We start from the raw sequence: 21,324 nt of genomic DNA, 5'->3' as shown, positions 1-21,324 counted from the left end.
ATCTAGCCCTCCTTCTCGATCTTCGACAGGCAGTCGCGCAGGGCAAGCCCGTATTCGTATTTGGCCGGGCAGGCGAAGCCGACAAGGCCCAGATCCTCCTCGTCCAGTTCCAGCGCCCCCAGGGCCTGCGCGCTGTCCGTATCCATGACCAGCAGGGCGCGCAGCAGTTGGGTCGGCAGGTAATCCTGCGGCATCAGTTCCTCGAAGGTGCCGGTCGGCACCATGGCGCGGCGGCCGCCGTTCAGGTTCGTACTCAGCGCGTAAAGCTTGCTGGCGAATGCCGAGCCCAGCACCGGCTGCACCGCGAACTTGCTGGCCATCGGGCGGATCCAGCCCATCGGGATCTGCTTGCGATCCTCTTCGATGACGGTCAGCTGGCGGGCATAGCGGCCCAGAAAGCCGTCCTCGCCCCGGCCGGCGCGGCCGCTGAGCACCGAGCCCGAGATCAGCCGCGCGGGCAGCACCTCGTCGATCTCGCCGGCGGTCAGTTCGGCCATCGAGGCGCCGGCGACGGTGCGGATCAGGCGCGGGTTGCGGCACAGCGGGCCGCAAAGCGCGATCACCCGCGATGAATCGATGCGGCCGGTTTCCAGCAGCCGGCCAATCGCGATCACGTCCTGATACCAGATCGTCCAGACGGTCTTGCGCGCGCCGGGCGGCTCAAGGAAATGCAGATGCGTGCCGGGCAGGCCGGCAGGATGCGGCCCCGAGAAGGCGACCGCCTCGACGCCCGGAAGATCGGCGCCGGGAACGCTCGCGCCGGCCGCGTGACACAGATAGGTCTTGCCCTCGCTGAGCCGGGCCACCGCGGCAAGGCCGCGCGCGAAGGCATCGCCGGCATCGGCGATGATCAGGGCGGCGTCGGGGGCCAGCGGCTCGCTGTCCATGGCGGTGACGTAAAGCGCTGCGGGGCGCGTCGCCGGCGCGGGCACCTTGGAATAGGGCCGCGTCCGGAACGAGGTCCACAGGCCGGCCGCGCAGATGCGCTCGACCAGGCCCTGCGGGGTCGCGATATCGCCGATGGCGCTGAAATCAAGCGGCGCCGCGGCCGCGTCGTCGCGCGCGATTTCGACGCTGATCAGGGCGCGCCGGGCACCGCGATTGATCGCCTTGACCCGGCCCGCGACGGGCGAGACGACGACCGCCTCGGGCGTTTCCTTATGCGCGAAAACCGGGCTGCCCGCCGCGACCACATCGCCCTCCTGAACGGCAAGGCGCGGTTTCAGGCCAAGGTAGTCGGGGCCCAGCAGCCCCACCGTCGCGATCTGCGGGCCATCGTGAATGCCGGCGTCGGGGGCGCCCGTTATCGGAAGATCAAGACCTTTGCGTAGCTTGAAGTGCTGCACGTTTCACTCTCTTCTTTTTGGCCCGGACCCGATCCGCGAACCGGGAGGTTCGTTCCGGGTTCTATCGCAGATCGAACTCGCGTGATCCATAGGTTACCGCCGGGGCAATGAAATTTACGCCCCGGAACGCGCTTTCGCGGGCTTTATTGGATGATTATTGACACTCCGGGGAATTGACGACAAGAGGGGCGCGCCTCAAATCCGTTGGGAAAGGAATGCCGAATGGTGCGTGCCGCCCTGCTCGGACTGGCGCTTTTGCTGGCCGCCTGCAAATCCGAACCGGCCCGGCTGGAGCTGGCGGGCCAGACGATGGGCACGACCTACAGCATCGTCGCGCTGGACCTGGAGGCGAAGCTGGACCCCGATCGCGTTCAGGCGGCGGTCGAGGCCACGCTGGAGCGGGTCAATGCCGGGATGTCGAACTGGGATCCGGCCTCGGAGATTTCCAGGTTCAATGCGCAGGACAGCACCGATCCGGTCGGGATTTCGGGGGAACTGGCCGAAGTCATGGCCGCGGCCGACCGGGTGCACCGGCTGAGCGAGGGCCAGTTCGACGTGACGCTGGGCCCGCTGATCGAGCTTTGGGGCTTTGGCAGCCGCACGCCCGACACGCCGCAGCCGGACGATCGCGCGATCGCCGCAGCGATGGCGCTGGTCGGGCAGGACCGGATGCTGGTGCTGGACGCCGGGGGCAGCCCGGCGACGCTTGCCAAGACGCAGCCGGGCGTCGATGTCTATCTGGCCGCGATTGCCAAGGGATATGGCGTCGATGCGGTGGCGGTGACGCTGCGTGACCTGGGCCTGTCCGATTACCTGGTCGAGATCGGCGGCGAGGTGGTGGCCGCAGGCCGAAACCCCGAGGGTGCGCCCTGGCGCATCGGCATCGAGCGGCCCGATACGGCCGGCCGCAGCGTGCAGCAGGTGGTCGGTCTCTCTGATATGGGCATGGCGACCTCGGGCGATTATCGCAATTATTTTGAACGGGATGGCGTGCGTTATTCACATATCATCGACGCCCGCACCGGCCGGCCCGTGAGCCATGCCACGGCCTCGGTCACGGTTCTGGCCGAAAGCGCGATGATGGCCGATGCCTGGGCCACGGCGCTGCTTGCTCTGGGGCGCGAACGCGGCATGCGGATCGCCGAGGCGCAGGACCTCGCCGTCTTGTTCATTGCGCGCGACGCGCAGGCGGGCGATAATGGCTTTGTCACGACGACAAGCGCGCGGTTCAGGGATCTTCAGGCCGGGCGCTAGAAAGGGGTTCTGATGTCCACCTTTATCCTGGCCTTTGTGCTTCTGGCTCTTGTGGTGCTTGGCATGTCGCTGGGCGTGCTGCTGATGGGCAAGACCATCAAGGGCAGCTGCGGCGGGCTGAACGCCATATCCGGCGCGGATAAATGCATGGTCTGCAACAAGGAAATCGACCCTGACAGCCCGCTGCGCGAGCGCCTGCAATGCCCGCGCGCGCGCCAGATGGCCGGGTCGGCGCAAGCCGGGCAGTAGCGCGCGCTCAGCCGCGCAGCGGCAGGAACGCCACGAGCAGCAGGCAGGCGGCGGCGGTCAGGCCAAAGAGCCAGGCCTGCCAACGCGGCCCCTCGGCCTTCCAGACCTTGCGATAGCGATGCCCGGCCAGCACCGCGATCACGAACAGGATCGCGGCGACTTGCGGTTGCAGTTCGGGCAGATTGGCGAACACAGTTTCCCCGGCGGTTTTTTCTTGGAACGCCTGCGGGCGTGTGCCAGCATTTCTCTACGCAAAGATGAGGTTCTGCAATGCCAAGTTCCTATCAGGGCAAGATGCGCCGCGATTCCGCCAGCCCGCATGATGTCAGCCAGTCGGTGGACAGCAATCTGGCCAAGGCGGTGTCGACCGTGGCCAACCTGCTTGAAAAGAAAGGCGGCGATGTCGTCACCATCCGGCCGCAGGAGACCATCGCCCATGCGGTCGCCACGCTGCGCGAAAAGCGCATCGGCGCGATCGTGGTCACCGATGCCGAGGGCGCCTTGCAGGGCATCCTGTCCGAACGCGACGTGGTCAGCAAGCTGGCCGAGGTGGGGGCCGAGGTGCTGTCGCTGTCGGTCGCCGATCTGATGACCCGCGAGGTGACGACCTGCGACCCCGATGAGCGGATCATCGCGATCCTGCAGAAAATGACCGATGGCCGCTTTCGCCATGTGCCGGTGATTCGGGACGGGCGGCTGATCGGCCTCGTGTCGATCGGCGATCTGGTCAATTACCGCCTGCGCGAACTGGAATACGAGGCGCTGAAGATGAAGCAGATGATTGTCGGCTAGCGTCGCACGCCCGGCGGCCCGGCAGAGGCCGGGCCTGTCATGCGAAGTTTGTATTTACTAGTATGCAAGTATGCAGTAATGATTCCGCGAGGGGGACGGGAATCATGACAGCGCAGCCAAATCTGGATTTCACCATCTCGACCGCGCCGCAGGTCTATGACTGGCTGCGCGATGTCATCCTGCGCTGCGAATTGCCGCCCGGCGCCCGGCTGAGCGAGATCGAGATCGGCAAGCGGATCGGCGTCAGCCGCCAGCCCGTGCGCGAGGCCTTTATCCGTCTGGCCAGCGACGGCCTGGCCGAGATCCGTCCGCAGCGGGGCACCTATATCAGCGCCATTTCGGTATCGGCCGTTCTGTCGGCGCGGTTGATCCGCGAGGCGGTGGAAAGCGATCTGGTGCGCATGATCGCGGCGGATGCCGACGCGGCACTGATCGCCCGCCTGGACCACGAGCTTGACCGCCAGCGCGAGGCCGTCGCGCGGGGCGATACCGACGGCTTCGTCAGGCTGGACGACGATTTTCACTATGCCATCGCGCAGGCCGCCGGGCAGGAAACCGTCTGGGGCGTGCTCGAGGGGCTGAAATCGCAGATGAACCGGCTGCGCTATATCACCGTGCGCGCCTTTGACGCGCAAAAGCTGATCGACCAGCACGCCGCCATCGTCGAAGGGCTGCGCGCCCGCGATCCGGGCCGCGCCGAACAGGCCATGCGCCTGCATCTGCGCGAGGTGCTGAACGACCTGCCCGAACTGTCGCGCAGCCATCCCGAATTCTTCAAACCATGACCACCCAACCGGAGGAAAAGATGACCAAACTGAACCGTCGCCAGTTCACGGCCCTTGCTGCGGCCAGCCTTGTCGCCGCGCCCGCGATCCGCGCCTCGGCCGCCGAGGTCACGCTGAAACTGGGCCATCTCGCCAATGAGGAAAACAGCTGGCACAAGGCCTCGCTGAAATTCGGCGAAGAGGTCGCCCGCCTGACCGAGGGCCGCGTCGAGGTGCAGGTCTTTGCCAATGAATCGCTGGGCAAGGAGATCGACCTGATCAACGGCATGCAGCTGGGCACCGCCGACATGACGATCACCGGCGAAAGCCTGCAGAACTGGTCGCCGATGGCGGCGCTTCTGGCCGTGCCCTATGCCTATGGCTCTCTCGAGCACATGGACGGCGTCGCCTCGGGCGATATCGGCAAGCAGATCGAGGCCGAGATCATCGCCCGCGCCCAGATCCGCCCCATCGGCTATTTCGCCCGTGGCCCGCGCAACCTGACCTCGAACCGCGAGATCCTGACGCCGGCCGACCTGAACGGGCTGAAGCTGCGCGTGCCGAACGTGCCGCTGTTCGTCAAGACCTGGGAGGCCTTGGGCGCCGCGCCCACGCCGATGGCCTTCAGCGAGGTCTTCACCTCGTTGCAGAACGGCACCATCGACGCGCAGGAAAACCCGCTGGCGCTGATCGAATCGGCGAATTTCAACGAGGTGCAGAAATTCGTCAACAAGACCGAGCATGTGCGCTCCTGGATCTATCTGACCATCTCGGAAATCACCTGGGGCCGGCTGTCCGAGGCCGATCAGGCCGCGGTGCTGGAGGCCGCGCAACTGGCGCAGGCGCATGAGCGCGAACTGTTCCTGGCCGATGAGGAGCGTCTGGCCCAGGTGCTGCAGGAACGGGGCATGACCTTCGTGGACAGCGACACGGCCGCCTTTGCCGCCGCCTCGCGCGATGCCGTGCTGGCCAATGTCGGCGCCGAGATCAAGCCGGTGGTCGAAGAGCTTTTCGCCGCGCAGGGCTGATCGGGAAAGACCGGCGGCCGGGCAGGGCGCGATCCGCCCGGCCGCCAGATGATGATGCCACCGGCCCGCCGATTGCCGGCGCCGGCAGCCGCAGCTTTGACCCTTCAAAGGAGAAGTCATGACCGCGATTTTGCAAACGATGCGCGTCGTGTTGCGCCTTGGCACCGGGATTTCCTTTCTGGTGCTGATCGGCGCGGTCACGGTGCAGGTGGTCGGGCGCAGCTTCATCGGCAGTTCGCCCGTCTGGACCGAGGAGCTGACGCGTTTCGCGCTGCTCTATCTGGCCGGTTTCGGCACCGGGCTGGCGCTGTTCACCGGCGATCTGGTCAATGTCGATCTGGTCAGCGAAAGCCTGCCGGGCCGGCTGCCATGGTCGCTGCGGCTCATCTCGGCCTTGGTGGTGCTGGGCTCGTGCCTGCTGCTGCTGGCGCCGGCATGGCGCTTTACCAGGATCGGCGCGATGCAGACCTCGCCCGCGATGGGGGTGTCGATGCTCTATGTCCATGGCAGCGTCCTTCTGTTGCTGCTGATGCTGGCGCTGGCGGCGGGGCTGCGCATCGCCGGCATGCTGACCGGGGCCACCGATGGCAAACCCGAAAATCTGGTTGGAGAAAGCGAATGAGCCTTGCCATTCTGGGCATAACCTTCCTTGTGGGGCTGGTCATCGGATTGCCGGTGGCGGTGACGCTGGGCGTATCCTCGATCGCCTATCTGCTGTCGGCGGGCATCCCGCTGGTCGTGGTTCCGCAAAAGATGTTCGCGGGCATGGACAGTTTCGTGCTGCTGTGCATTCCCGGCTTCATCATGGCCGGCAACCTGATGAACGGTGGCGGCATCACCGCCCGCATCATCCGTTTCGCCCAGGCGCTGGTCGGCTGGATCAGGGGCGGGCTGGCGCAGACCAACGTCGCCTCGTCCATGCTGTTCGGCGGCATCTCGGGGACGGCGGTCGCGGATGCGGCCTCGATCGGTGGCATGATGATCCCGGGCATGAAGAAGGCCGGCTATCCTGCTGATTTCTCGGCCGCTGTCACGGCGGCCTCGTCGACGGTCGGGCCGATCATCCCTCCCTCGGTGCCGATGATCATTGTCGGCTCGCTCTCCGGGATCTCGGTCGGCAAGATGTTTATCGCCGGCGCCGTGCCGGGCATCCTGCTGGGGCTCGCGATGATGGTCACGACCTATATCATCGCCGTGCGCCGCAATTTCCCGCGGCAGGCCTGGCAGGGCTGGCGCGAGCTTGTCTCGTCCTTCCTGGGCGCGTTCTGGGCGCTGGCGATGACCGCGCTGATCGTCGGCGGCATGCTGTCGGGCTATGTCACCCCGACCGAGACGGCGGTGGTCGCCTCGATCTATGCGGTGATCATCGGCGCCTTCGTCTATCGCGAACTGCCGCTGTCGCGCGTGCCGGGGATCATGGTCGACAGCGCCGTCGGCTCGGCCGGGATCCTGTGCCTGGTGGGCACGGCCAATGTCTTTGGCTGGATCCTGGTCAGCGAGCAGATCCCGCAGATGATCGCGGATTCGGTCCTGTCGCTGACCGACAACAAGTTCATGGTGATCCTGCTGATCAATATCGTGCTGCTGCTGGTCGGCATGTTCATGGAGACGATCGCCGCGCTGATCATCCTGTTCGTGCCGCTGTTGACGCTGGCGCAGGGCGTGGGGATCGAGCCGCTGCATTTCGCCGTCTTCATGGTGCTGAACCTGATGATCGGCCTGACCACGCCGCCGGTCGGCATCTGCATGTTCGTCTGCGCCAATATCGCGCGGCTGCCGCTGGGTCCGGTGATCCGGGCGCTGGTGCCCTATCTCGCAACCAACCTGATCGTGCTGCTGCTGGTCTCCTATATCCCGGCGATCAGCACCTGGCTTCCCTCGTTGATGGATAAGTAGGATGACCCAGAATATCGCCTGTCGCCTGCATGCCGCCCATGACCTGCGGCTTGAGAACCTGCCCGAGCCCGAGGCGCAGCAGGGTGCCGCGCTGATCCGCGTCCAGCGCGGCGGCATCTGCGGCTCGGACCTGCATTACTATCACGATGGCGGCTTCGGCCCGGTCCGCGTGCGCGAGCCGATCATCCTGGGCCACGAGGCCGCGGGCGTGGTCGAGGCCGCGCCCGAGGGCTCGGGGCTGCGGGTGGGGCAGCTTGTCTCGCTGTCGCCGTCGCGGCCCTGCGGGACATGCGAATTCTGCGCCGCCGGGCAGGAACGCCATTGCCTGAACATGCGCTTCAACGGCTCGGCCATGCGGCTGCCGCACGAGAACGGATTCTTCCGCAACAGGCTTTACCATCCGGTCGCGCAATGCCTGCCGCTGCCCGAGGGCGTCAGCGCCCATGATGCCGCCGGCGCCGAGCCGCTTTCGGTCTGCCTGCATGCGCTGAACATGGCGCCGGCGCTGGCCGGGCAGCGGGTGCTGGTCACCGGCGCCGGACCCATTGGCGCGATCTGCACCGCGCTGGCACGGCTGCGCGGCGCGGCCGAGATCGTGGTGACCGATGTGCAGGATTTCACCCTGGACATCGCCCGCCGCATGGGTGCCGACCGCGTGGTGAACGTGGCCGGGAACCCCGACGGGCTGGCCGAATACGCCACCGGCAAGGGCCGCATCGACGTGGTGCTGGAATGTTCCGCCAACCCGCATGCGATCGCGCAGGCGATCGGCGTCGCGCGGCCGCAGGCGACCCTGGTCCAGATCGGCGTCGGCGGCACGATGCCGCTGCCGCTGAACCTGATCGTCGCCAAGGAGCTGCGCTTCGTCGGCACGCATCGCTTCGACGCCGAATTCGCCGAGGCCGTGCGGATGATCGGCGCGGGCGAGATCGACCTTTCGCCCATGGTCACGCATGTCCTGCCGGCGCATGACGCCGTGCGCGCCTTTGATCTGGCGGGGGATCGCCGTCAGGCGGTCAAGGTGCAGCTGGATTTCGCGGGCTGAGCCATGGTGATCACCGAGATCGAGGACCTGCGCCGCCTGTACCGGCGGCGCGTCCCGCGCATGTTCTACGATTACGTCGATGTCGGCGCCTGGACCGGCAGCACCTATCGTGCCAACCGCGAGGATTTCGCGCGCATCCTGCTGCGCCAGCGCGTGGCCCGCAATATCGAGGCGCGCAACCTGTCCGCCACGATGATGGGGCAGCCGGTCTCGATGCCGGTTGCGCTGGCGCCGGTCGGGCTCTTGGGCATGCAGCACCCGGACGGGGAAATCCATGCCGCCCGCGCCGCGCAGGCCGCCGGCGTGCCCTTTACGCTCTCCACCATGTCGATGTGCTCGCTCGAGGATATCGCGCAGGCGACCGGCGCCCCCTTCTGGTTCCAGCTTTACACCCTGCGGGACGAGGAGTTTCTGGACAATATCCTGGAGCGCGCCCGCCGCGCCGGGGTGACGGTGCTGGTGCTGACGCTGGATCTGACCATTCAGGGCCAGCGCCACAAGGACCTCAAGAACCGCATGACCGCGCCGCCCCGGCTGACCCTGGGCAACCTGATCAATATCGCCATGCATCCGCGTTGGGCCATGGGCATGCTGGGCACGAAGCGGCGCAGCTTTGGCAATATCGTCGGCCATGCGCGCGGCGTGGACAGCCTTGGCGATCTGATGGACTGGACCTCGCGCCAGTTCGATCAGCGGCTGGACTGGGCAAGGGTCGAACAGATCATTCGCAAATGGGGCGGGCCGGTGATCCTTAAAGGCATCAACGACCCCGAGGATGCCCGCCGCGCGCTGGATAGCGGCGCGCAGGCGATTCTGGTGTCGAACCATGGCGGCCGGCAGTTGGACGGGGCGCCTTCGACGATCCGCGCGCTGCCCTCGATCCGGCGCGCGGTGGGGCCGGATTTCCCGCTTTACCTCGACAGCGGCATCCAGTCCGGGCAGGAGGCGCTGAAGGCGATCGCGACCGGGGCGAACGGCGTTTTCATCGGCCGCGCCTTTACCTATGGTCTGGGCGCGATGGGGCAAAGCGGCGTCGAGCTGGCCCTGTCGATCCTGCGCCGCGAAATGGACATCACCATGGCGCTGTGCGGCGTCAACGATATCGCGGATTTCGGCCCCGATTGCCTGTGGTCGGACGAACTCGCGGCGGGCTGAACCCGGGGCCGGGGCGCGGGCGACCGGTCAGGCGGCCGTCCCTTCGCCGTCGTCATCCGTGCCGCCGGGCTGGTCGGCGGCACGCCATGCGCGCGGCGAAACCCCGGTCACGCGCCGAAAGGCGCGGGTGAAGGCCGCCGGTTCGGAATAGCCCAGCAGCTCGGAGATCCGGGCCACGCTGACGCCGCCATGGCGCAGATAGACCTTGGCCTTGTCGATCATCACCCGGTTCTGGATGTCGCTGAATGTCGTGCCCTCCTGTTCCAGGCGCCGGCTCAGGGTGCGCTCGGTGATGCCCAGCTGATCGGCGACCGCGCCGAGGCTGGCGATCGGTTCCAGCGCCTGCAACTGGCGCAGGACCAGATGCGCCATCGTGTCCTCGCGCCGCATGACGGGCAGATGGCGCATGATGCGCATTTCCTGGGACCGGAACAGGGCCTCGCTGGCGGTGGCCGGGCGGTGGGACCAGAAGCCTTTCTGCATGCGCAGCTCGTTGCGCCCGGCGCCGAACCGGATCGGAACCTGCAGCTTTTCCGGCAGGTTGCGCCGTGTCACATCGGCGTCATAGCGGATATCCACCGACAGGAGCGGCGGCGCGTCGGGATAGAAGCCGGTGATGAAGCCAAGCGTGGCGGCCATGTCGCGCCCGACGGAAAAGGGATCCAGCTCATCGTTATGGGTCTCGGGGACGAATTCGATGATGTCCTCGTCATCCGTTTCACAGAAGGCCACGCGGCAATCCGACCAGACGAGTTCGGGAAAGCGCAGGAACAGCAGCAGCCCCTCAAGGCAGTTCGCGGCGAATTTCGCCGCATTGCTGATCGGCGCGAACATGGTGATATCGGAGGCGGCGCCGACCGCAAGGCCGGCCTCCAGCGGTGTCAGACGCCGATAGGGATGGTGCAGCAGATACAGCACGAAGGCGCGCTTGGCGTTCATGTCGAGCAGCAGGTCGGGATCGGAGAGAACCGCCGCGGGCAGGCCGCTTTCGCGCAGGATGTCGGCGGCATCCAGGCCCTGACGCTCAAGATCGTAAAGGTGCAGCAGGATGCCGAAGGCCCGCCGCCGCGGCGTCACCAGGTTCTCGATCCGGATAATTCTGCGATCGTTCATCTGCCGCCGCCGATTCCCAAATCTCCGCCCGGATAGTTTCGGCCCCTTTGGCATGATATGTCAATTTTTTGTCAGATGCGATCCTTCTGCGAAATTCTCCGAAATGAGATGTTTCTGCATCACGCGAAGGAGGACCCGAATGGAACATCGCGAAGTTGTCATCATCGGTGCCGGCATTTCCGGCATCGACGCCGCCTGTAATATTGAAACCAAGGCACGCGGCACCGATTACGTCATCCTGGAGGGGCGCGAGGCGATCGGCGGAACCTGGGATCTGTTCCGCTATCCCGGGATCCGCTCGGATTCCGACATGCATACGTTCAGCTATGGTTTCCGGCCCTGGACCAAGGCCAAGCGCCTGGCCAGCGCCGAGGATATCCGCGGCTACCTGGCCGATGTCGTCGATGAGTTCGGGGTCCGGGAAAAGATCCGCTTTGGCCACAGGATCGAAAAGGTCGAATGGGACAGCGCCACCTCGCGCTGGTCGATCACCGGCACGCGCGCCGATGGCGGGACCTTCCGGATGACCACCGGATTTCTGGTGATGGCGACCGGCTATTACAATTATCAGGAAAGCTATCGCCCCGATTTCGAGGGCATGTCGGATTTCGAAGGCGTCGTGGCCGATCCGCAATTCTGGCCCGAGGATCTGGACTATGCCGGCAAGAAGGTCGCGCTGATCGGCAGCGGCGCCACCGCCGTGACCATCGTTCCGGAAATGGCCAAGACCGCCGCGCATGTCACCATGATCCAGCGCTCGCCCAGCTATATCTACAACTGGCCGGTTGATGACAAATCCGCCGCGCGGATGATGAAATATCTGCCCAAAGCCCTGGGCGCAAAGCTGGTCCGCACGCGCAACCTGCTGCAGAACAATGCCATTTTCTCGCTCTGCCGCAGCTATCCGAAGATGATGCGGCGCTTTTTCATGAAGCATATGACCGGCCTTCTGGGGGGCGACCGCGCCTATACCGAGGCCCATTTCAACCCGCGCTACAACCCCTGGGATCAGCGCCTGTGCTCGACTTCCGGCAATGACCTGTTCAGCTCGATCAGCGCCGGCAAGGCATCGGTCCGGACCGATCATATCGATCGCATTACCCGCAACGGCATCAGGCTGAAATCCGGCGAGGAGGTCGAGGCCGATATCATCGTTCCGGCGACCGGCCTGAAAGTGCGCTTCTTCGGCGGCATGAAGATGCTGTGCGACGGCCGGGAACTGCGCGCGGGCGAATTGATCAGCTATCGCGGGCTGATGTTCGCGAATGTGCCGAACCTGCTGTATTTCCTGGGCTATACCAACAATCCCTGGACGGTTAAGGCGGATATGGCGGCGCATTACCTGACCCGCCTGCTGAACCGGATGCGCAAGACCGGCGACAAGGTGGTCGTGGCCGAGCTCGATACCGGCAAGGTCGAGGCGCAGCCGATGCTCAAGATGAGCTCGGGCTATGTGCAGCGCGCCGCCTCGGCGATGCCCAAGATCGGGGCAGGCAAGCCGTGGACCGTCTATCAGAACCCCTTCATCGACTGGTTCTTCATCAAGAAGGCCCGGCTCAACGATGGCGTGCTCAGCTTTTCCAAGGCGCGGCCGGCCCCTGCGGCCGGGATCGACGAACGGCGCGACGTCGCTGCCATCGCCGCCGAATAAGGCATAGTGAAACCGAAACCGGGAACCGCACCCCGCTCGGGCGCGGTTCCCGCCAGATTTGGGAGGCCGCCATGTTTCTGAAAGCCAGTTCCCCCCTGGCCCGGATTGCCGATCTGTCGATGCGCCTGACCCCGGCAAGCGTGGCAAAACTGCTGGTCGCCGGGCGGCGGGCCAGATACGGCGACCGCCGGGTCGATCCGCGCGGGCAGATCGCCGGCCGCTTTTTCACCGCGCTGCGGATTCCCGAAGATCAGAAAGGGCTGGACGCGTTCCGTGCCTTTTTCGATACGCTCGGCGAGCGCGGCGGCTTTACCGGCACGCCACCTGTCGCGGCGCGCGACATCGACATGCCGCTGGATGGGCGTGACCTGACCGCCCGGCTCTATACGCCGCAAGGGGCGCCGGAAAACGGCCCGCTGATCCTGTTCTATCATGGCGGCGGGTTTGTCCTGGGCAGCGTCCGGGGCTATGATCCCGTCTGCCGCCGGCTGGCCGCGACAAGCGGCTACAGGGTGCTTTCGGTCGAATACCGGCTGGCGCCGGAGCATCCCTGGCCCGCAGCCGCCGACGACGCCCGCGACAGCTGGGACTGGGTGCAGCGCCATGCCGACCGGCTTGGCATCGACGCCGCGGATGTGGTGCTGTCGGGCGACAGCGCGGGCGGCGCGCTGGCCATGGTGATCGCCAACCATGCCGCAGCGACCCCTTTGGCAGCCCAGCCCGCCGGCCTGGCGCTGATCTATCCCGCCGCGCGGATTACCCTGGAAACCCCGGAAGAGCAGGCGCTTGTCGCCTCGGAACTGCTGCTGGGCGCCAAGGTCCTGCACTGGTTCAAGGACCAGTATGCCGGCGACAGGGTGGTCGCGACCGATGTTTCGGTTTCGCCGGCGCTGGACGAAGAAAACCTGCGCGGATGGCCGCCCGCGCTGATCCTGACCGCAGGCTTCGATCCGCTGCGGCCCGGCGCGGAATTCCTGCGCGATTCCCTGTCCGCGCATGGCAGGATGGTCGAATTGCATGAATACCCGTCGATGATTCATGGTTTTATAAATCTTGGCCGGCATTTCGACGAAGCGGATGACGCCATTCGCCGTATCGCGGCCCATGCTCAACGGTGCTGCAGCTTGCGGCGCCAGACACAATTGGAGGAAAAGCAACAATGACCGGAGCAATGATCTACGACCAGCTTACGGTCGGATCCCTGATCGACCACGCCGCGCGCTTTCACGCCGGAACCGAGGTCGTGTCGGTCGAGACCTCGGGCGAGGTGGCGCGCAGCAACTGGGGCGAGGTTTCGGCCAATGCGCGGCGGCTGGCCTCGGCGCTGAACCGGCTGGGCGTGGCCGAGGGCGCGCGGGTCGGCACCATCGCCTGGAACAACCGGCGGCACCTGGAAATCTATTTCGGCGTCGCCTCCGCCGGCCGCGTGACCCATACGATCAATCCGCGCCTGACCCCCGAACAGATCGCCTATATCGCCAATCACGCCGGCGACGAGGTGCTGATGTTCGACACCACCTTCCTGCCGCTGGTGGCGCCGATCCGGACGCATCTGGACAGCGTCAAGCACCTGATCCTGCTGGGGCCGCGCGATCAGGTATCGGCCAGCAAGATAGACGGGCTCCTGTTCTATGACGAATTGCTGGAGCAGGGCGATCCCGATTACCAGTGGCCCGATATCGACGAACGCAGCCCGGCGGCGATGTGCTATACCTCGGGCACGACGGGCAACCCCAAGGGCGTGCAGTATTCGCATCGTTCGATCGTCCTGCATTCCATCGCCGGCAACCAGCCCGACGGGCTGGCGGTTTCGGCCCGCGACAGCGTCATGCCGGTGGTGCCGATGTTCCACGTCAACGCCTGGGGCGCGCCCTATATCGCGGCGCAGGTGGGCGCGCGGCTGGTCCTGCCGGGGCCGGACCTCCACGGCGACAGCCTGGCGCGGCTGATCGACGCCGAGGGCGTGACCCTCTCGCTGGGGGTGCCGACGATCTGGATGGGGCTGCTCGCCGGTCTGCAAGAAACCGGCGCGACCGCCGCCACCATGACGCGCACCGTCGTCGGCGGCGCGGCCCTGCCGCCCTCGATGATCGCCGCCTTCCGCGACAAGTATGGCGTCGATCTGATCCATGCCTGGGGCATGACCGAGACCTCGCCGCTTGGCACGCTGAACCAGCTCCTGCAAAAGCACGAGCACCTCTCGGCCGAAGAGCAGGCAAAAGTGCGCATGGGGCAGGGGCGGCCGCCATGGGGCGTCGATCTGCGCATCGTCGACGATGAGGGCGCGCGCCTGCCCCATGACGGGGTGACCCAGGGCAGCCTGCAGATCCGTGGCCACTGGATCGTCGAGCGCTATTACGGCCAGCCGGACAGCGCCCTGACCCCGGACGGCTGGTTCGACACCGGCGATATCGCCACCATCGACCCTGACGGCTACATGATCATTCGCGATCGCGCGAAGGACATCATCAAGTCGGGGGGCGAGTGGATATCGACCGTCGAGCTGGAGAATATCGCCATCGCCTGTCCCGGCATCGCCAACGCCGCCGCGATTGCCGCCTATCATCCGAAATGGGACGAGCGCCCGGTGGTGATCGCCGTGCGCGCCGAGGGGGCCGATATCACCGAGGCGGACCTGCTTGATTTCTATGACGGCAAGGTCGCCAAGTGGCAGATCCCCGACCGGGTCGTCTTTGTCGATGCGCTGCCCAGCGGAGCCACCGGCAAGATCCTCAAGAACCGTCTGCGCGAAGCCTATCGGAACGTCCTGACCGAGACCGCCTGACGGCCGGAACGGCGCCCCTTCCGTCGCCCGGCGGGGCGCCGATGGATCGCCCGGGCGCGTGTCCGGGCGATCCGCCGACAAGGTCGGGCCTCAGGCGCGCAGGCGCTGCCCCTCGGCGTCGAAATGAAAGGCGCGGGACTGGTCCGGGGTCAGCCAGACGGTCTGTTCGACCGGATGGTCGTGCTCGCCGAACTGGCGCACGGTCAGCAGTTCATGATCCGCGGTGCGGATATAGGTCAGCGTCTCGCCGCCCAGTTTCTCGACATGGCTGACGCGGCCCTCGATCTGGCCGGTGCTGGCGGAAATTTCCAGATGTTCCGGGCGGATGCCCAGCGTGTCCGAGCGCAGCCCGAACGGCCCGGATTTCAGGAAATTCATCTGCGGGCTGCCGATGAATCCGGCGACGAAGGTGTTGTCGGGATCGTTATAGATATCCATCGGCCGGCCGACCTGCTCGACCCGGCCGGCGCGCAGCACGACGATCTTGTCGGCCAGCGTCATCGCCTCGACCTGATCATGGGTGACATAGATCATCGTCGCGCCCAGTTCGCGGTGCAGGCGCGCGATCTCGATCCGGGTGGCCACGCGCAGCGCGGCGTCCAGATTGGACAGCGGTTCGTCGAACAGGAACAGTTTCGGCGTGCGCACGATGGCCCGGCCGATCGCGACCCGCTGGCGCTGGCCGCCCGACAGTTCCGACGGGCGGCGCGCCATCAGCGGACCCAGATCCAGCATCTCGGCGGCCTTTTCGGTGGCGGCGGCGATCTCGGCCCTGGGCTTGCCGGCCTGTTTCAGCGCCAGACCCATATTGTCGCGCACCGTCAGATGCGGATAGAGCGCATAGCTCTGGAACACCATCGCGATCTCGCGTTTCGCCGGCGCCAGATCGTTGATCCGCTCGCCGTCGATCCGGACATCGCCCGAGGTCACGTCCTCGAGCCCCGCGATCATCCGCAGCAGCGTCGATTTTCCGCAACCCGAAGGGCCGACGAAGACGCAGAATTCGCCGTCGTTCACCGCCAGATTCACCCCCTTGATGACCTGGGTGGCGCCGAAGCTCTTGGTGACATTTGCAAGGGTCAGATCGCCCATTGGACCTCCTTCAAAGTTTCACGGGTGCGCCGCTGCGCACGCTTTCATCGGCCGCCAGGCACACGGCCAGCGACCGCACGGCATCGGTCATGTGACGGCTCAGGTCGATATCCCCTGCGATGGCGCGGGCGACGAAGGCCTGCTCGCGATCGCAAAGATCCTGGTGACCGGGCTCATCCGCCATGTTCAGGTCCCGGTCGCCCAGCCCCGGGCGATGGATGCGGAGCGTCGCGGTCCGGGTATGGGTGTCGATATCGTCCGAGCGCGCGCTGTCCGGCATCCGGATCGAGACGGCGCCGTTGGGCGAGACCACGTCCTTTACGAAGAATGCCGTGTCCGACATCATCGGCCCCCAGCCCGCCTCGTACCAGCCGACCGAGCCATCCGCGAAGATCACCTGGAAATGGCCGTAATTATACATGCCGGGCGCGATCTCGTCGGACAGGCGCAGCCCCATGCCGCGCACCTCGACCGGGGCGGCATCGGTGATCTGGCACATCACGTCGACATAATGGACGCCGCAATCGACGATCGGCGGGGTGGTCCGCATCAGCGCCTTGTGCACCTCCCAGGTGGGGCCGCTGCTCTGCTGGTTCAGGTTCAGCCGGAACACATAGGGGCCGCCAAGCGCGCGGGCCTCGGCGATCAGGCGCTGCCAGCTGGGGTGGTGGCGCAGGATATAGCCCACCACCAGCTTGCGGCCCGTCTGATGCGCGCAATCGACGACGCGCTGCGCATCGGCCACCGTCGTGGCCAGCGGCTTTTCGACAAAGACATGCGCCCCCGCCCGCATCGCCGCCAGCGCGAAATCGGCATGGCTGTCGGAATAGGTGGCGATGCAGACCAGATCGGGCTTCAGCCGCTCCAGCGCCTCGGCGAAATCATGGCTCAGCGGATAGTCCCGCAGCGCCGGCGGCAGCTCGGGCGTGCTGCGATTGACCAGCCCGACGATCCGGAATTCCGGGTTCGCGTGATAGGCCAGCGCATGGCTTAGCCCCATGTTTCCCAGACCGGCGACAAGGACGCGGATCATTTCACGGCTCCTGCAGTGATGCCACGGATGAGTTGGCGCGAGAAGATCAGATAGAGAACCAGCACCGGCACGATGGCCAGTCCCAGTGCCGCCAGAACCGCGTTCCAGTTGGTGACGAACTGGCCGATAAAGACCTGGCTGCCCAGCGTGATGGTCTTGGTCGCCTCGGAGGGCGCAAGGATCAGCGGAAACCACAGATCGTTCCAGATCGGGATCATGGTAAAGACGGCGACGGTGGCCATGGCCGGCCGCACCAGCGGCAGCACCAGCCGCAAGAAGATGGTGTATTCCGACAGCCCGTCGATACGCCCGGCATTCTTCAGGTCGTCCGAGACGCCGCGCATGAATTCCGACAGGATGAACACCGCAAGCGGCAGGCCCTGAGCGGTATAGACCAGGATCAAGGCGGTCAGCGTGTTGACCAGCCCCGAGGCCACCATGATCTGCAGGATGGCGACCGTGCCCAGCCGGATCGGGATCATGATCCCCAGGGCCAGATACAGCCCCATCAGAAGATTGCCGCGAAAGCGGTATTCCGACAGGGCAAAGGCCGCCATCGCCCCGAACAGCAGGACGAAGAACAGGCTGGCCACCGTGACGATCATCGAGTTCTGGAAATACAGCAGGAAATCGCCCTGTTTCAGCACCGTCTGATAGCCGACCATGTCAAAGGTCTCGGATGTGGGCAGGGCCAGCGGATCGGCGAATATCGCGCGGCGCGACTTGAAGCTGTTGACGACGATCACGAAGACCGGAAACAGCGCGATCACCGTATAGAGGATCAGGACGCCATGGGCGGCAAGGCTGCGGGTGGTCGAATGACGTGCGGTGCTCATGATCTCACCTCAGAACTGATAGCGGCGCAGGCGCGTCTGGATGGCGAACAGATAGACGCAGACGCCGACCAGGATGATGCCGAACATGGCGGTGGCGATGGTCGCGCCCATATGCGGGTCGCCCAGCTGCAGCTGGAAACCAAAGAAGGTCCGGTAAAGAAAGGTACCCAGGATATCGGTCGAGAAATTCGGCCCGGCAAGCGCGCCCTGGCTGACATAGATCAGGTCGAAAGCGTTGAAATTGCCGACAAAGGTCAGGATCGAGATGATCCCGATCGAGGGCAGGATCAGCGGCAGCTTGATCTTCCGGAACTGCGACCAGCCGGTGACGCCGTCCATCTCGGCGGCCTCGATCACCTCGTCGGGGATCGACAGCAGCGCGGCATAGATCAGCATCATCGGAATGCCGACGAACTGCCAGACCGAGATCAGCGCCAGCGTGGTCAGGGCATATTCCTCGCGGCCCAGCCAGGGCGCGAACAGCGCCTTCAGCCCCACCGCATCCAGCATGCCCGGCGCGATTCCCCAGATCGGCGACAGGATCAGCTTCCAGACAAAGCCCACGATGACGAATGACAGGATCGTCGGAATGAAGATCGCGGTGCGGTAGAACGCCGCCATCCGCAGCCGGGGCGAGGACAGTAGCGCCGCCAGCATCACGCCCACCGGGTTCTGCACCAGCATGTGGACAAGAAAGAACCAGCCGTTATTGGCAAGCGCGTTCCAGAACGATTCCGACCAGCGCGGATCGCCGAACAGCGTGGCGAAGTTCCGCAGGCCGACAAAGACGCGTTCGCCCGCCTCGGTCAGGTTGAACAGCGACAGGTTCAGCGTGCCGATCAGCGGCACGATCATGATCGCGGTATAGACCAGCACTGCGGGCGCAAGAAACACCGCGATATGCCAGCGAAACGGTTTTCGCTGCGCCATGACGCCTCCTTTCTTCTTCACGAAAATATCCTCGGGGGGTCCCGGGGGGCAGACGGCCCCCCGGTGGTCACGGGCCATCAGGCGGCCCGGCGGGCGATCACTTCTGCGGCTCGTACCACGAGGCCAGCCCCTGTTGCAGCCGCGCCGCCGCCTCTTCGGGTGTCTCGGCGCCGGTGATCACATTGGCGCTGGCATTCCAGGTCTCGTTTTCCAGGTTCGGGGTGCCGCGCGACAGGATCTGGTAGGTCGAGCGGATCGTCGGCTCGCAGGTCTCGCGCCAGCTGACGAATTCCTGGGCCAGCGGGTCCTGCATCTCGACCGCGGTCGCGTTCAGCGAGAAGAATCCCGGCAGGGCATTGGCGTAAAGCGTGGCGAATTCGGCAGAGCCGACCCATTCGAGGAACTTTCTCGCCTCCTCGGGGTGCTCTGTCCCGGCGTTCATGCCCATCGCGATATCGGTATGATCGCTGATGTAACAGGTATCGCCCTCGGCCGCGACCGGCGGCGGAAAGGCCCCCATCTCAAAGGCGCCGGCGATCTGCGGCCCGAAGACGCCGATCTCCCACGAGCCGGTCGGATAGATCGCCGCGCGGCCCAGGGTGAACAGGTTCTGGCTGTCGGGATAGGTCTGCGCCTCGAACCCGTCGCCCAGGTAATCCCGCCATTTCGCCAGTTGCCGGAAAGGTTCGACCCAGGGCTCGTCGGTCAGCTTCTGGCTGCCGTCGATCAGCGCCTTGCGACCCTCTTCGCCCTTCCAGTAGGTCGGGCCGATATTCTGGTAACCCATGGTCGCGGCTTCCCACTGATCGGCGGCGCCCATGGCCATCGGGATATAGGTCTCGTCCTCCTTGATCCTGTCGAGAACGGCATAGAATTCGTCCACCGTCTTTGGCGGGGTCAGGCCCAGCTCGTCGAAGGCGGTCTTGTTGTACATGAAACCGTGGATGACCGAGGCCATCGGCACGCAGAAGGTTGCCGCACCGTCATCGGTCTGCCAGGCCGATTTCGCCACATCCGGGAAATTCGCCATCGCCGCCAGATCGGACAGATCGGCGATCCGGCCCTTGCTGAACAGCTCCAGCGAGGCCTCGAACGGGCGGCAGGTGATCAGGTCGCCCGCCGATCCGGCATCCAGCTTGGAGTTCAGGACGGCATTGTATTCCGCCGGCGCCGAGGGCGCGAAATCGACCTTGATGCCGGGATTGGCGGCCTCGAAGGCGGGAATGATCGTGTCCTGCCAGATCTGCAGATCGTCATTGCGCCAGCTTTCGATGGTCAGCGTCACATCCTGCGCGGCGGCCGCGCCGCCCAGGACGGTGCTGGCCAAGAGCGCGAGGCGAAAGGTTCCTGTCATGATCTTCTCCCTGTTATCGAGCCTCGGTCGGGCCCTGGTTGAATGCTTCACGTCTCAGTCCAAGAGTGGCGCCAGATGCCCGCCGCTGTGTTCCAGCGCCGCGCGCGCCTGATCCGGGCTCATGCCGCGCGCCACCAGGATGGCGGGTTTGACGGCCCCGCCAGTGGCGGCCAGCGCGGTCTCGGCAGCATCGGCAGGGACATGGGCCAGTGCCGCGACGATGCGCCCGGCCCGCGCCACCAGCTTGGCATTGTCCGCCACGACATTGACCATATGCCCGTCATGGACGTGACCAAGCCGGATCGCGACCAGCACCGAAAGCATGTTCAGCGCCACTTTCTGCGCCGTCGCTGCCCCCATCCGGGTCGAGCCGGCGACCATCTCCGGCCCGGTTTCGATCAGCACCGGAATGTCGGCGGCGCGCAGCAGCGGGCTGTCCGCGCGGTTGGCGAATCCCGCCACCGTCACGCCGCGCGCCTTCGCCGCATCCGTCGCCGCCAGCGCATAGGGCGTCGTCCCCGAGGCCGACAGCACCAGCAGCACATCGCCCGCGCCCAGCCCGGCGCGCGCGACATCCGCCCGCGCCAGTTCCGGATCGTCCTCGACGCTGCCTTTCATATGCAAAAGCGCGTCGGCCCCGCCCGCGAACAGCATGGGCGAGCGGTCCGGCGCCAGCCCGAACGTGCCGGCCAGTTCCAGGCAATCGGCCAGCGCCATCAGCCCGGAGCTGCCCGCGCCGGCATAGCCCATGCGACCACCGTCGCGCAGCGCCTTCGCGCCCGCCTCGGCCGCGCGCTCGATGGCGGGCAGGGCGGGGCGCAGGGCGGAAAGGGCGCCGATCTGCGCATCGAGCAGCAGCGACAGGATCCGCTCCGCCGGCTGCGCATGCAGATCCGCGGAATCGGGATGCCGGGATTCGGTGCTGCGTTGGTTCATGTGATTCCCCCTCGGCATCAGATAATGCCAAAACAATACCAATTGTAAACCCATTTCCTGAAATT

Annotated in this window: 21 protein-coding genes; 12 read left to right on the top strand and 9 right to left on the bottom strand. The window is 65.7% G+C overall.

Annotated elements, in window-relative coordinates; genetic code table 11:
* Positions 1-2: 2 nt before the first annotated feature.
* Positions 3-1,346, bottom strand: coding sequence for a Na(+)-translocating NADH-quinone reductase subunit A (locus IT41_RS02405; protein WP_036738497.1), 1,344 nt, complete (start codon positions 1,344-1,346; stop codon positions 3-5).
* A gap of 222 nt (positions 1,347-1,568) precedes the next feature.
* Between IT41_RS02405 and IT41_RS02400 the strand changes: the two genes are divergently transcribed.
* Complete coding sequence (locus IT41_RS02400; RefSeq protein ID WP_036738496.1) at positions 1,569-2,600, top strand: FAD:protein FMN transferase; 1,032 nt, start codon at positions 1,569-1,571, stop codon at positions 2,598-2,600.
* A 12-nt stretch (positions 2,601-2,612) separates the two neighbouring features.
* Positions 2,613-2,849 carry a (Na+)-NQR maturation NqrM gene (gene nqrM / locus IT41_RS02395; RefSeq protein ID WP_036738493.1) on the top strand — a complete coding sequence of 79 codons (237 nt, stop codon included), beginning with the start codon at positions 2,613-2,615 and terminating at the stop codon, positions 2,847-2,849.
* 7 nt (positions 2,850-2,856) lie between these two features.
* Here the strand turns inward: nqrM and IT41_RS02390 are convergent, their stop codons facing one another.
* Positions 2,857-3,042, bottom strand: coding sequence for a hypothetical protein (locus IT41_RS02390; RefSeq protein WP_036738491.1), 186 nt, complete (start codon positions 3,040-3,042; stop codon positions 2,857-2,859).
* Positions 3,043-3,119: 77 nt separating this feature from the next.
* On the opposite strand from IT41_RS02390, the gene IT41_RS02385 reads away from it, so the two are divergent.
* The 7 genes from IT41_RS02385 to IT41_RS02355 all read left to right on the top strand — a co-directional run bounded on the left by IT41_RS02385 (position 3,120) and on the right by IT41_RS02355 (position 9,529).
* Positions 3,120-3,641: a CBS domain-containing protein gene (locus tag IT41_RS02385; RefSeq protein ID WP_052081236.1), complete on the top strand. Its 522-nt coding sequence runs from the start codon at positions 3,120-3,122 to the stop codon at positions 3,639-3,641.
* A 104-nt stretch (positions 3,642-3,745) separates the two neighbouring features.
* Positions 3,746-4,426 carry a GntR family transcriptional regulator gene (locus IT41_RS02380; RefSeq protein WP_052081235.1) on the top strand — a complete coding sequence of 227 codons (681 nt, stop codon included), beginning with the start codon at positions 3,746-3,748 and terminating at the stop codon, positions 4,424-4,426.
* Positions 4,427-4,446: 20 nt separating this feature from the next.
* Positions 4,447-5,433, top strand: a complete 987-nt coding sequence (locus tag IT41_RS02375) for a TRAP transporter substrate-binding protein (RefSeq protein ID WP_036738592.1) — start codon at positions 4,447-4,449, stop codon at positions 5,431-5,433.
* A gap of 118 nt (positions 5,434-5,551) precedes the next feature.
* Positions 5,552-6,055 (top strand): TRAP transporter small permease, encoded by a 504-nt coding sequence (locus IT41_RS02370; RefSeq protein WP_036738490.1) that lies wholly within the window; start codon positions 5,552-5,554, stop codon positions 6,053-6,055.
* Positions 6,052-7,329 carry a TRAP transporter large permease gene (locus IT41_RS02365; protein ID WP_036738489.1) on the top strand — a complete coding sequence of 426 codons (1,278 nt, stop codon included), beginning with the start codon at positions 6,052-6,054 and terminating at the stop codon, positions 7,327-7,329. Before IT41_RS02370 ends, IT41_RS02365 begins: the two co-directional genes overlap by 4 nt.
* Before the next feature lies 1 nt (position 7,330).
* Positions 7,331-8,374: an L-idonate 5-dehydrogenase gene (locus tag IT41_RS02360; protein WP_036738488.1), complete on the top strand. Its 1,044-nt coding sequence runs from the start codon at positions 7,331-7,333 to the stop codon at positions 8,372-8,374.
* Positions 8,375-8,377: 3 nt separating this feature from the next.
* Positions 8,378-9,529 carry an alpha-hydroxy acid oxidase gene (locus tag IT41_RS02355; RefSeq protein ID WP_036738486.1) on the top strand — a complete coding sequence of 384 codons (1,152 nt, stop codon included), beginning with the start codon at positions 8,378-8,380 and terminating at the stop codon, positions 9,527-9,529.
* Between the two features lie 27 nt (positions 9,530-9,556).
* Here the strand turns inward: IT41_RS02355 and IT41_RS20545 are convergent, their stop codons facing one another.
* On the bottom strand, positions 9,557-10,642 hold the full coding sequence (locus IT41_RS20545; protein ID WP_036738484.1) for a helix-turn-helix transcriptional regulator: 1,086 nt from the start codon (positions 10,640-10,642) through the stop codon (positions 9,557-9,559).
* A gap of 139 nt (positions 10,643-10,781) precedes the next feature.
* Between IT41_RS20545 and IT41_RS02345 the strand changes: the two genes are divergently transcribed.
* The 3 genes from IT41_RS02345 (at position 10,782) to IT41_RS02335 (ending at position 15,078) form a co-directional block, all read left to right on the top strand.
* The gene (locus tag IT41_RS02345; RefSeq protein ID WP_052081234.1) at positions 10,782-12,293 is read left to right on the top strand and encodes a flavin-containing monooxygenase; all 1,512 of its coding nucleotides are present in this window, start codon (positions 10,782-10,784) and stop codon (positions 12,291-12,293) included.
* A gap of 71 nt (positions 12,294-12,364) precedes the next feature.
* Positions 12,365-13,456 (top strand): alpha/beta hydrolase, encoded by a 1,092-nt coding sequence (locus tag IT41_RS02340; protein WP_052081233.1) that lies wholly within the window; start codon positions 12,365-12,367, stop codon positions 13,454-13,456.
* Positions 13,453-15,078, top strand: a complete 1,626-nt coding sequence (locus tag IT41_RS02335) for a long-chain fatty acid--CoA ligase (RefSeq protein WP_036738483.1) — start codon at positions 13,453-13,455, stop codon at positions 15,076-15,078. The genes IT41_RS02340 and IT41_RS02335 overlap by 4 nt, the downstream gene beginning before the upstream one ends.
* Before the next feature lie 90 nt (positions 15,079-15,168).
* Here IT41_RS02335 and IT41_RS02330 read toward each other — a convergent pair whose 3' ends face one another.
* The 6 genes from IT41_RS02330 to IT41_RS02305 form a co-directional block, all read right to left on the bottom strand.
* Positions 15,169-16,170, bottom strand: coding sequence for an ABC transporter ATP-binding protein (locus tag IT41_RS02330; RefSeq protein WP_036738481.1), 1,002 nt, complete (start codon positions 16,168-16,170; stop codon positions 15,169-15,171).
* 10 nt (positions 16,171-16,180) lie between these two features.
* Entirely contained in the window at positions 16,181-17,203 is a 1,023-nt protein-coding gene (locus IT41_RS02325) for a Gfo/Idh/MocA family protein (protein ID WP_175496363.1), read from the bottom strand.
* Positions 17,200-18,039, bottom strand: a complete 840-nt coding sequence (locus tag IT41_RS02320; protein WP_036738479.1) for a carbohydrate ABC transporter permease — start codon at positions 18,037-18,039, stop codon at positions 17,200-17,202. The genes IT41_RS02325 and IT41_RS02320 overlap by 4 nt, the downstream gene beginning before the upstream one ends.
* A gap of 9 nt (positions 18,040-18,048) precedes the next feature.
* Positions 18,049-18,969 (bottom strand): carbohydrate ABC transporter permease, encoded by a 921-nt coding sequence (locus IT41_RS02315; protein WP_036738477.1) that lies wholly within the window; start codon positions 18,967-18,969, stop codon positions 18,049-18,051.
* Positions 18,970-19,066: 97 nt separating this feature from the next.
* Entirely contained in the window at positions 19,067-20,323 is a 1,257-nt protein-coding gene (locus IT41_RS02310) for an ABC transporter substrate-binding protein (RefSeq protein ID WP_036738476.1), read from the bottom strand.
* 54 nt (positions 20,324-20,377) lie between these two features.
* Positions 20,378-21,259: an N-acetylmuramic acid 6-phosphate etherase gene (locus tag IT41_RS02305; protein ID WP_036738474.1), complete on the bottom strand. Its 882-nt coding sequence runs from the start codon at positions 21,257-21,259 to the stop codon at positions 20,378-20,380.
* Positions 21,260-21,324: the final 65 nt, after the last annotated feature.

It is taken from the genome of Paracoccus halophilus (genome assembly GCF_000763905.1).
GTDB classification, from domain to species: domain Bacteria; phylum Pseudomonadota; class Alphaproteobacteria; order Rhodobacterales; family Rhodobacteraceae; genus Paracoccus; species Paracoccus halophilus.
The sequence above is the reverse complement of the archived record's forward strand: the minus strand, read 5'-3'. Positions and strand labels throughout refer to the sequence as shown.

Excerpts from the sequence above, each read along its gene's own strand:
- IT41_RS02400 (WP_036738496.1), top strand. The coding sequence starts at position 1,569 with ATGGTGCGTGCCGCCCTGCTCGGACTGGCGCTTTTGCTGGCCGCCTGC.
- nqrM (WP_036738493.1), top strand. The coding sequence starts at position 2,613 with ATGTCCACCTTTATCCTGGCCTTTGTGCTTCTGGCTCTTGTGGTGCTT.
- IT41_RS02385 (WP_052081236.1), top strand. The coding sequence starts at position 3,120 with ATGCCAAGTTCCTATCAGGGCAAGATGCGCCGCGATTCCGCCAGCCCG.
- IT41_RS02380 (WP_052081235.1), top strand. The coding sequence starts at position 3,746 with ATGACAGCGCAGCCAAATCTGGATTTCACCATCTCGACCGCGCCGCAG.
- IT41_RS02375 (WP_036738592.1), top strand. The coding sequence starts at position 4,447 with ATGACCAAACTGAACCGTCGCCAGTTCACGGCCCTTGCTGCGGCCAGC.
- IT41_RS02370 (WP_036738490.1), top strand. The coding sequence starts at position 5,552 with ATGACCGCGATTTTGCAAACGATGCGCGTCGTGTTGCGCCTTGGCACC.
- IT41_RS02365 (WP_036738489.1), top strand. The coding sequence starts at position 6,052 with ATGAGCCTTGCCATTCTGGGCATAACCTTCCTTGTGGGGCTGGTCATC.
- IT41_RS02360 (WP_036738488.1), top strand. The coding sequence starts at position 7,331 with ATGACCCAGAATATCGCCTGTCGCCTGCATGCCGCCCATGACCTGCGG.
- IT41_RS02355 (WP_036738486.1), top strand. The coding sequence starts at position 8,378 with ATGGTGATCACCGAGATCGAGGACCTGCGCCGCCTGTACCGGCGGCGC.
- IT41_RS20545 (WP_036738484.1), bottom strand. The coding sequence starts at position 10,642 with ATGAACGATCGCAGAATTATCCGGATCGAGAACCTGGTGACGCCGCGG.
- IT41_RS02345 (WP_052081234.1), top strand. The coding sequence starts at position 10,782 with ATGGAACATCGCGAAGTTGTCATCATCGGTGCCGGCATTTCCGGCATC.
- IT41_RS02340 (WP_052081233.1), top strand. The coding sequence starts at position 12,365 with ATGTTTCTGAAAGCCAGTTCCCCCCTGGCCCGGATTGCCGATCTGTCG.
- IT41_RS02335 (WP_036738483.1), top strand. The coding sequence starts at position 13,453 with ATGACCGGAGCAATGATCTACGACCAGCTTACGGTCGGATCCCTGATC.
- IT41_RS02330 (WP_036738481.1), bottom strand. The coding sequence starts at position 16,170 with ATGGGCGATCTGACCCTTGCAAATGTCACCAAGAGCTTCGGCGCCACC.
- IT41_RS02325 (WP_175496363.1), bottom strand. The coding sequence starts at position 17,203 with ATGATCCGCGTCCTTGTCGCCGGTCTGGGAAACATGGGGCTAAGCCAT.
- IT41_RS02320 (WP_036738479.1), bottom strand. The coding sequence starts at position 18,039 with ATGAGCACCGCACGTCATTCGACCACCCGCAGCCTTGCCGCCCATGGC.
- IT41_RS02315 (WP_036738477.1), bottom strand. The coding sequence starts at position 18,969 with ATGGCGCAGCGAAAACCGTTTCGCTGGCATATCGCGGTGTTTCTTGCG.
- IT41_RS02310 (WP_036738476.1), bottom strand. The coding sequence starts at position 20,323 with ATGACAGGAACCTTTCGCCTCGCGCTCTTGGCCAGCACCGTCCTGGGC.
- IT41_RS02305 (WP_036738474.1), bottom strand. The coding sequence starts at position 21,259 with ATGAACCAACGCAGCACCGAATCCCGGCATCCCGATTCCGCGGATCTG.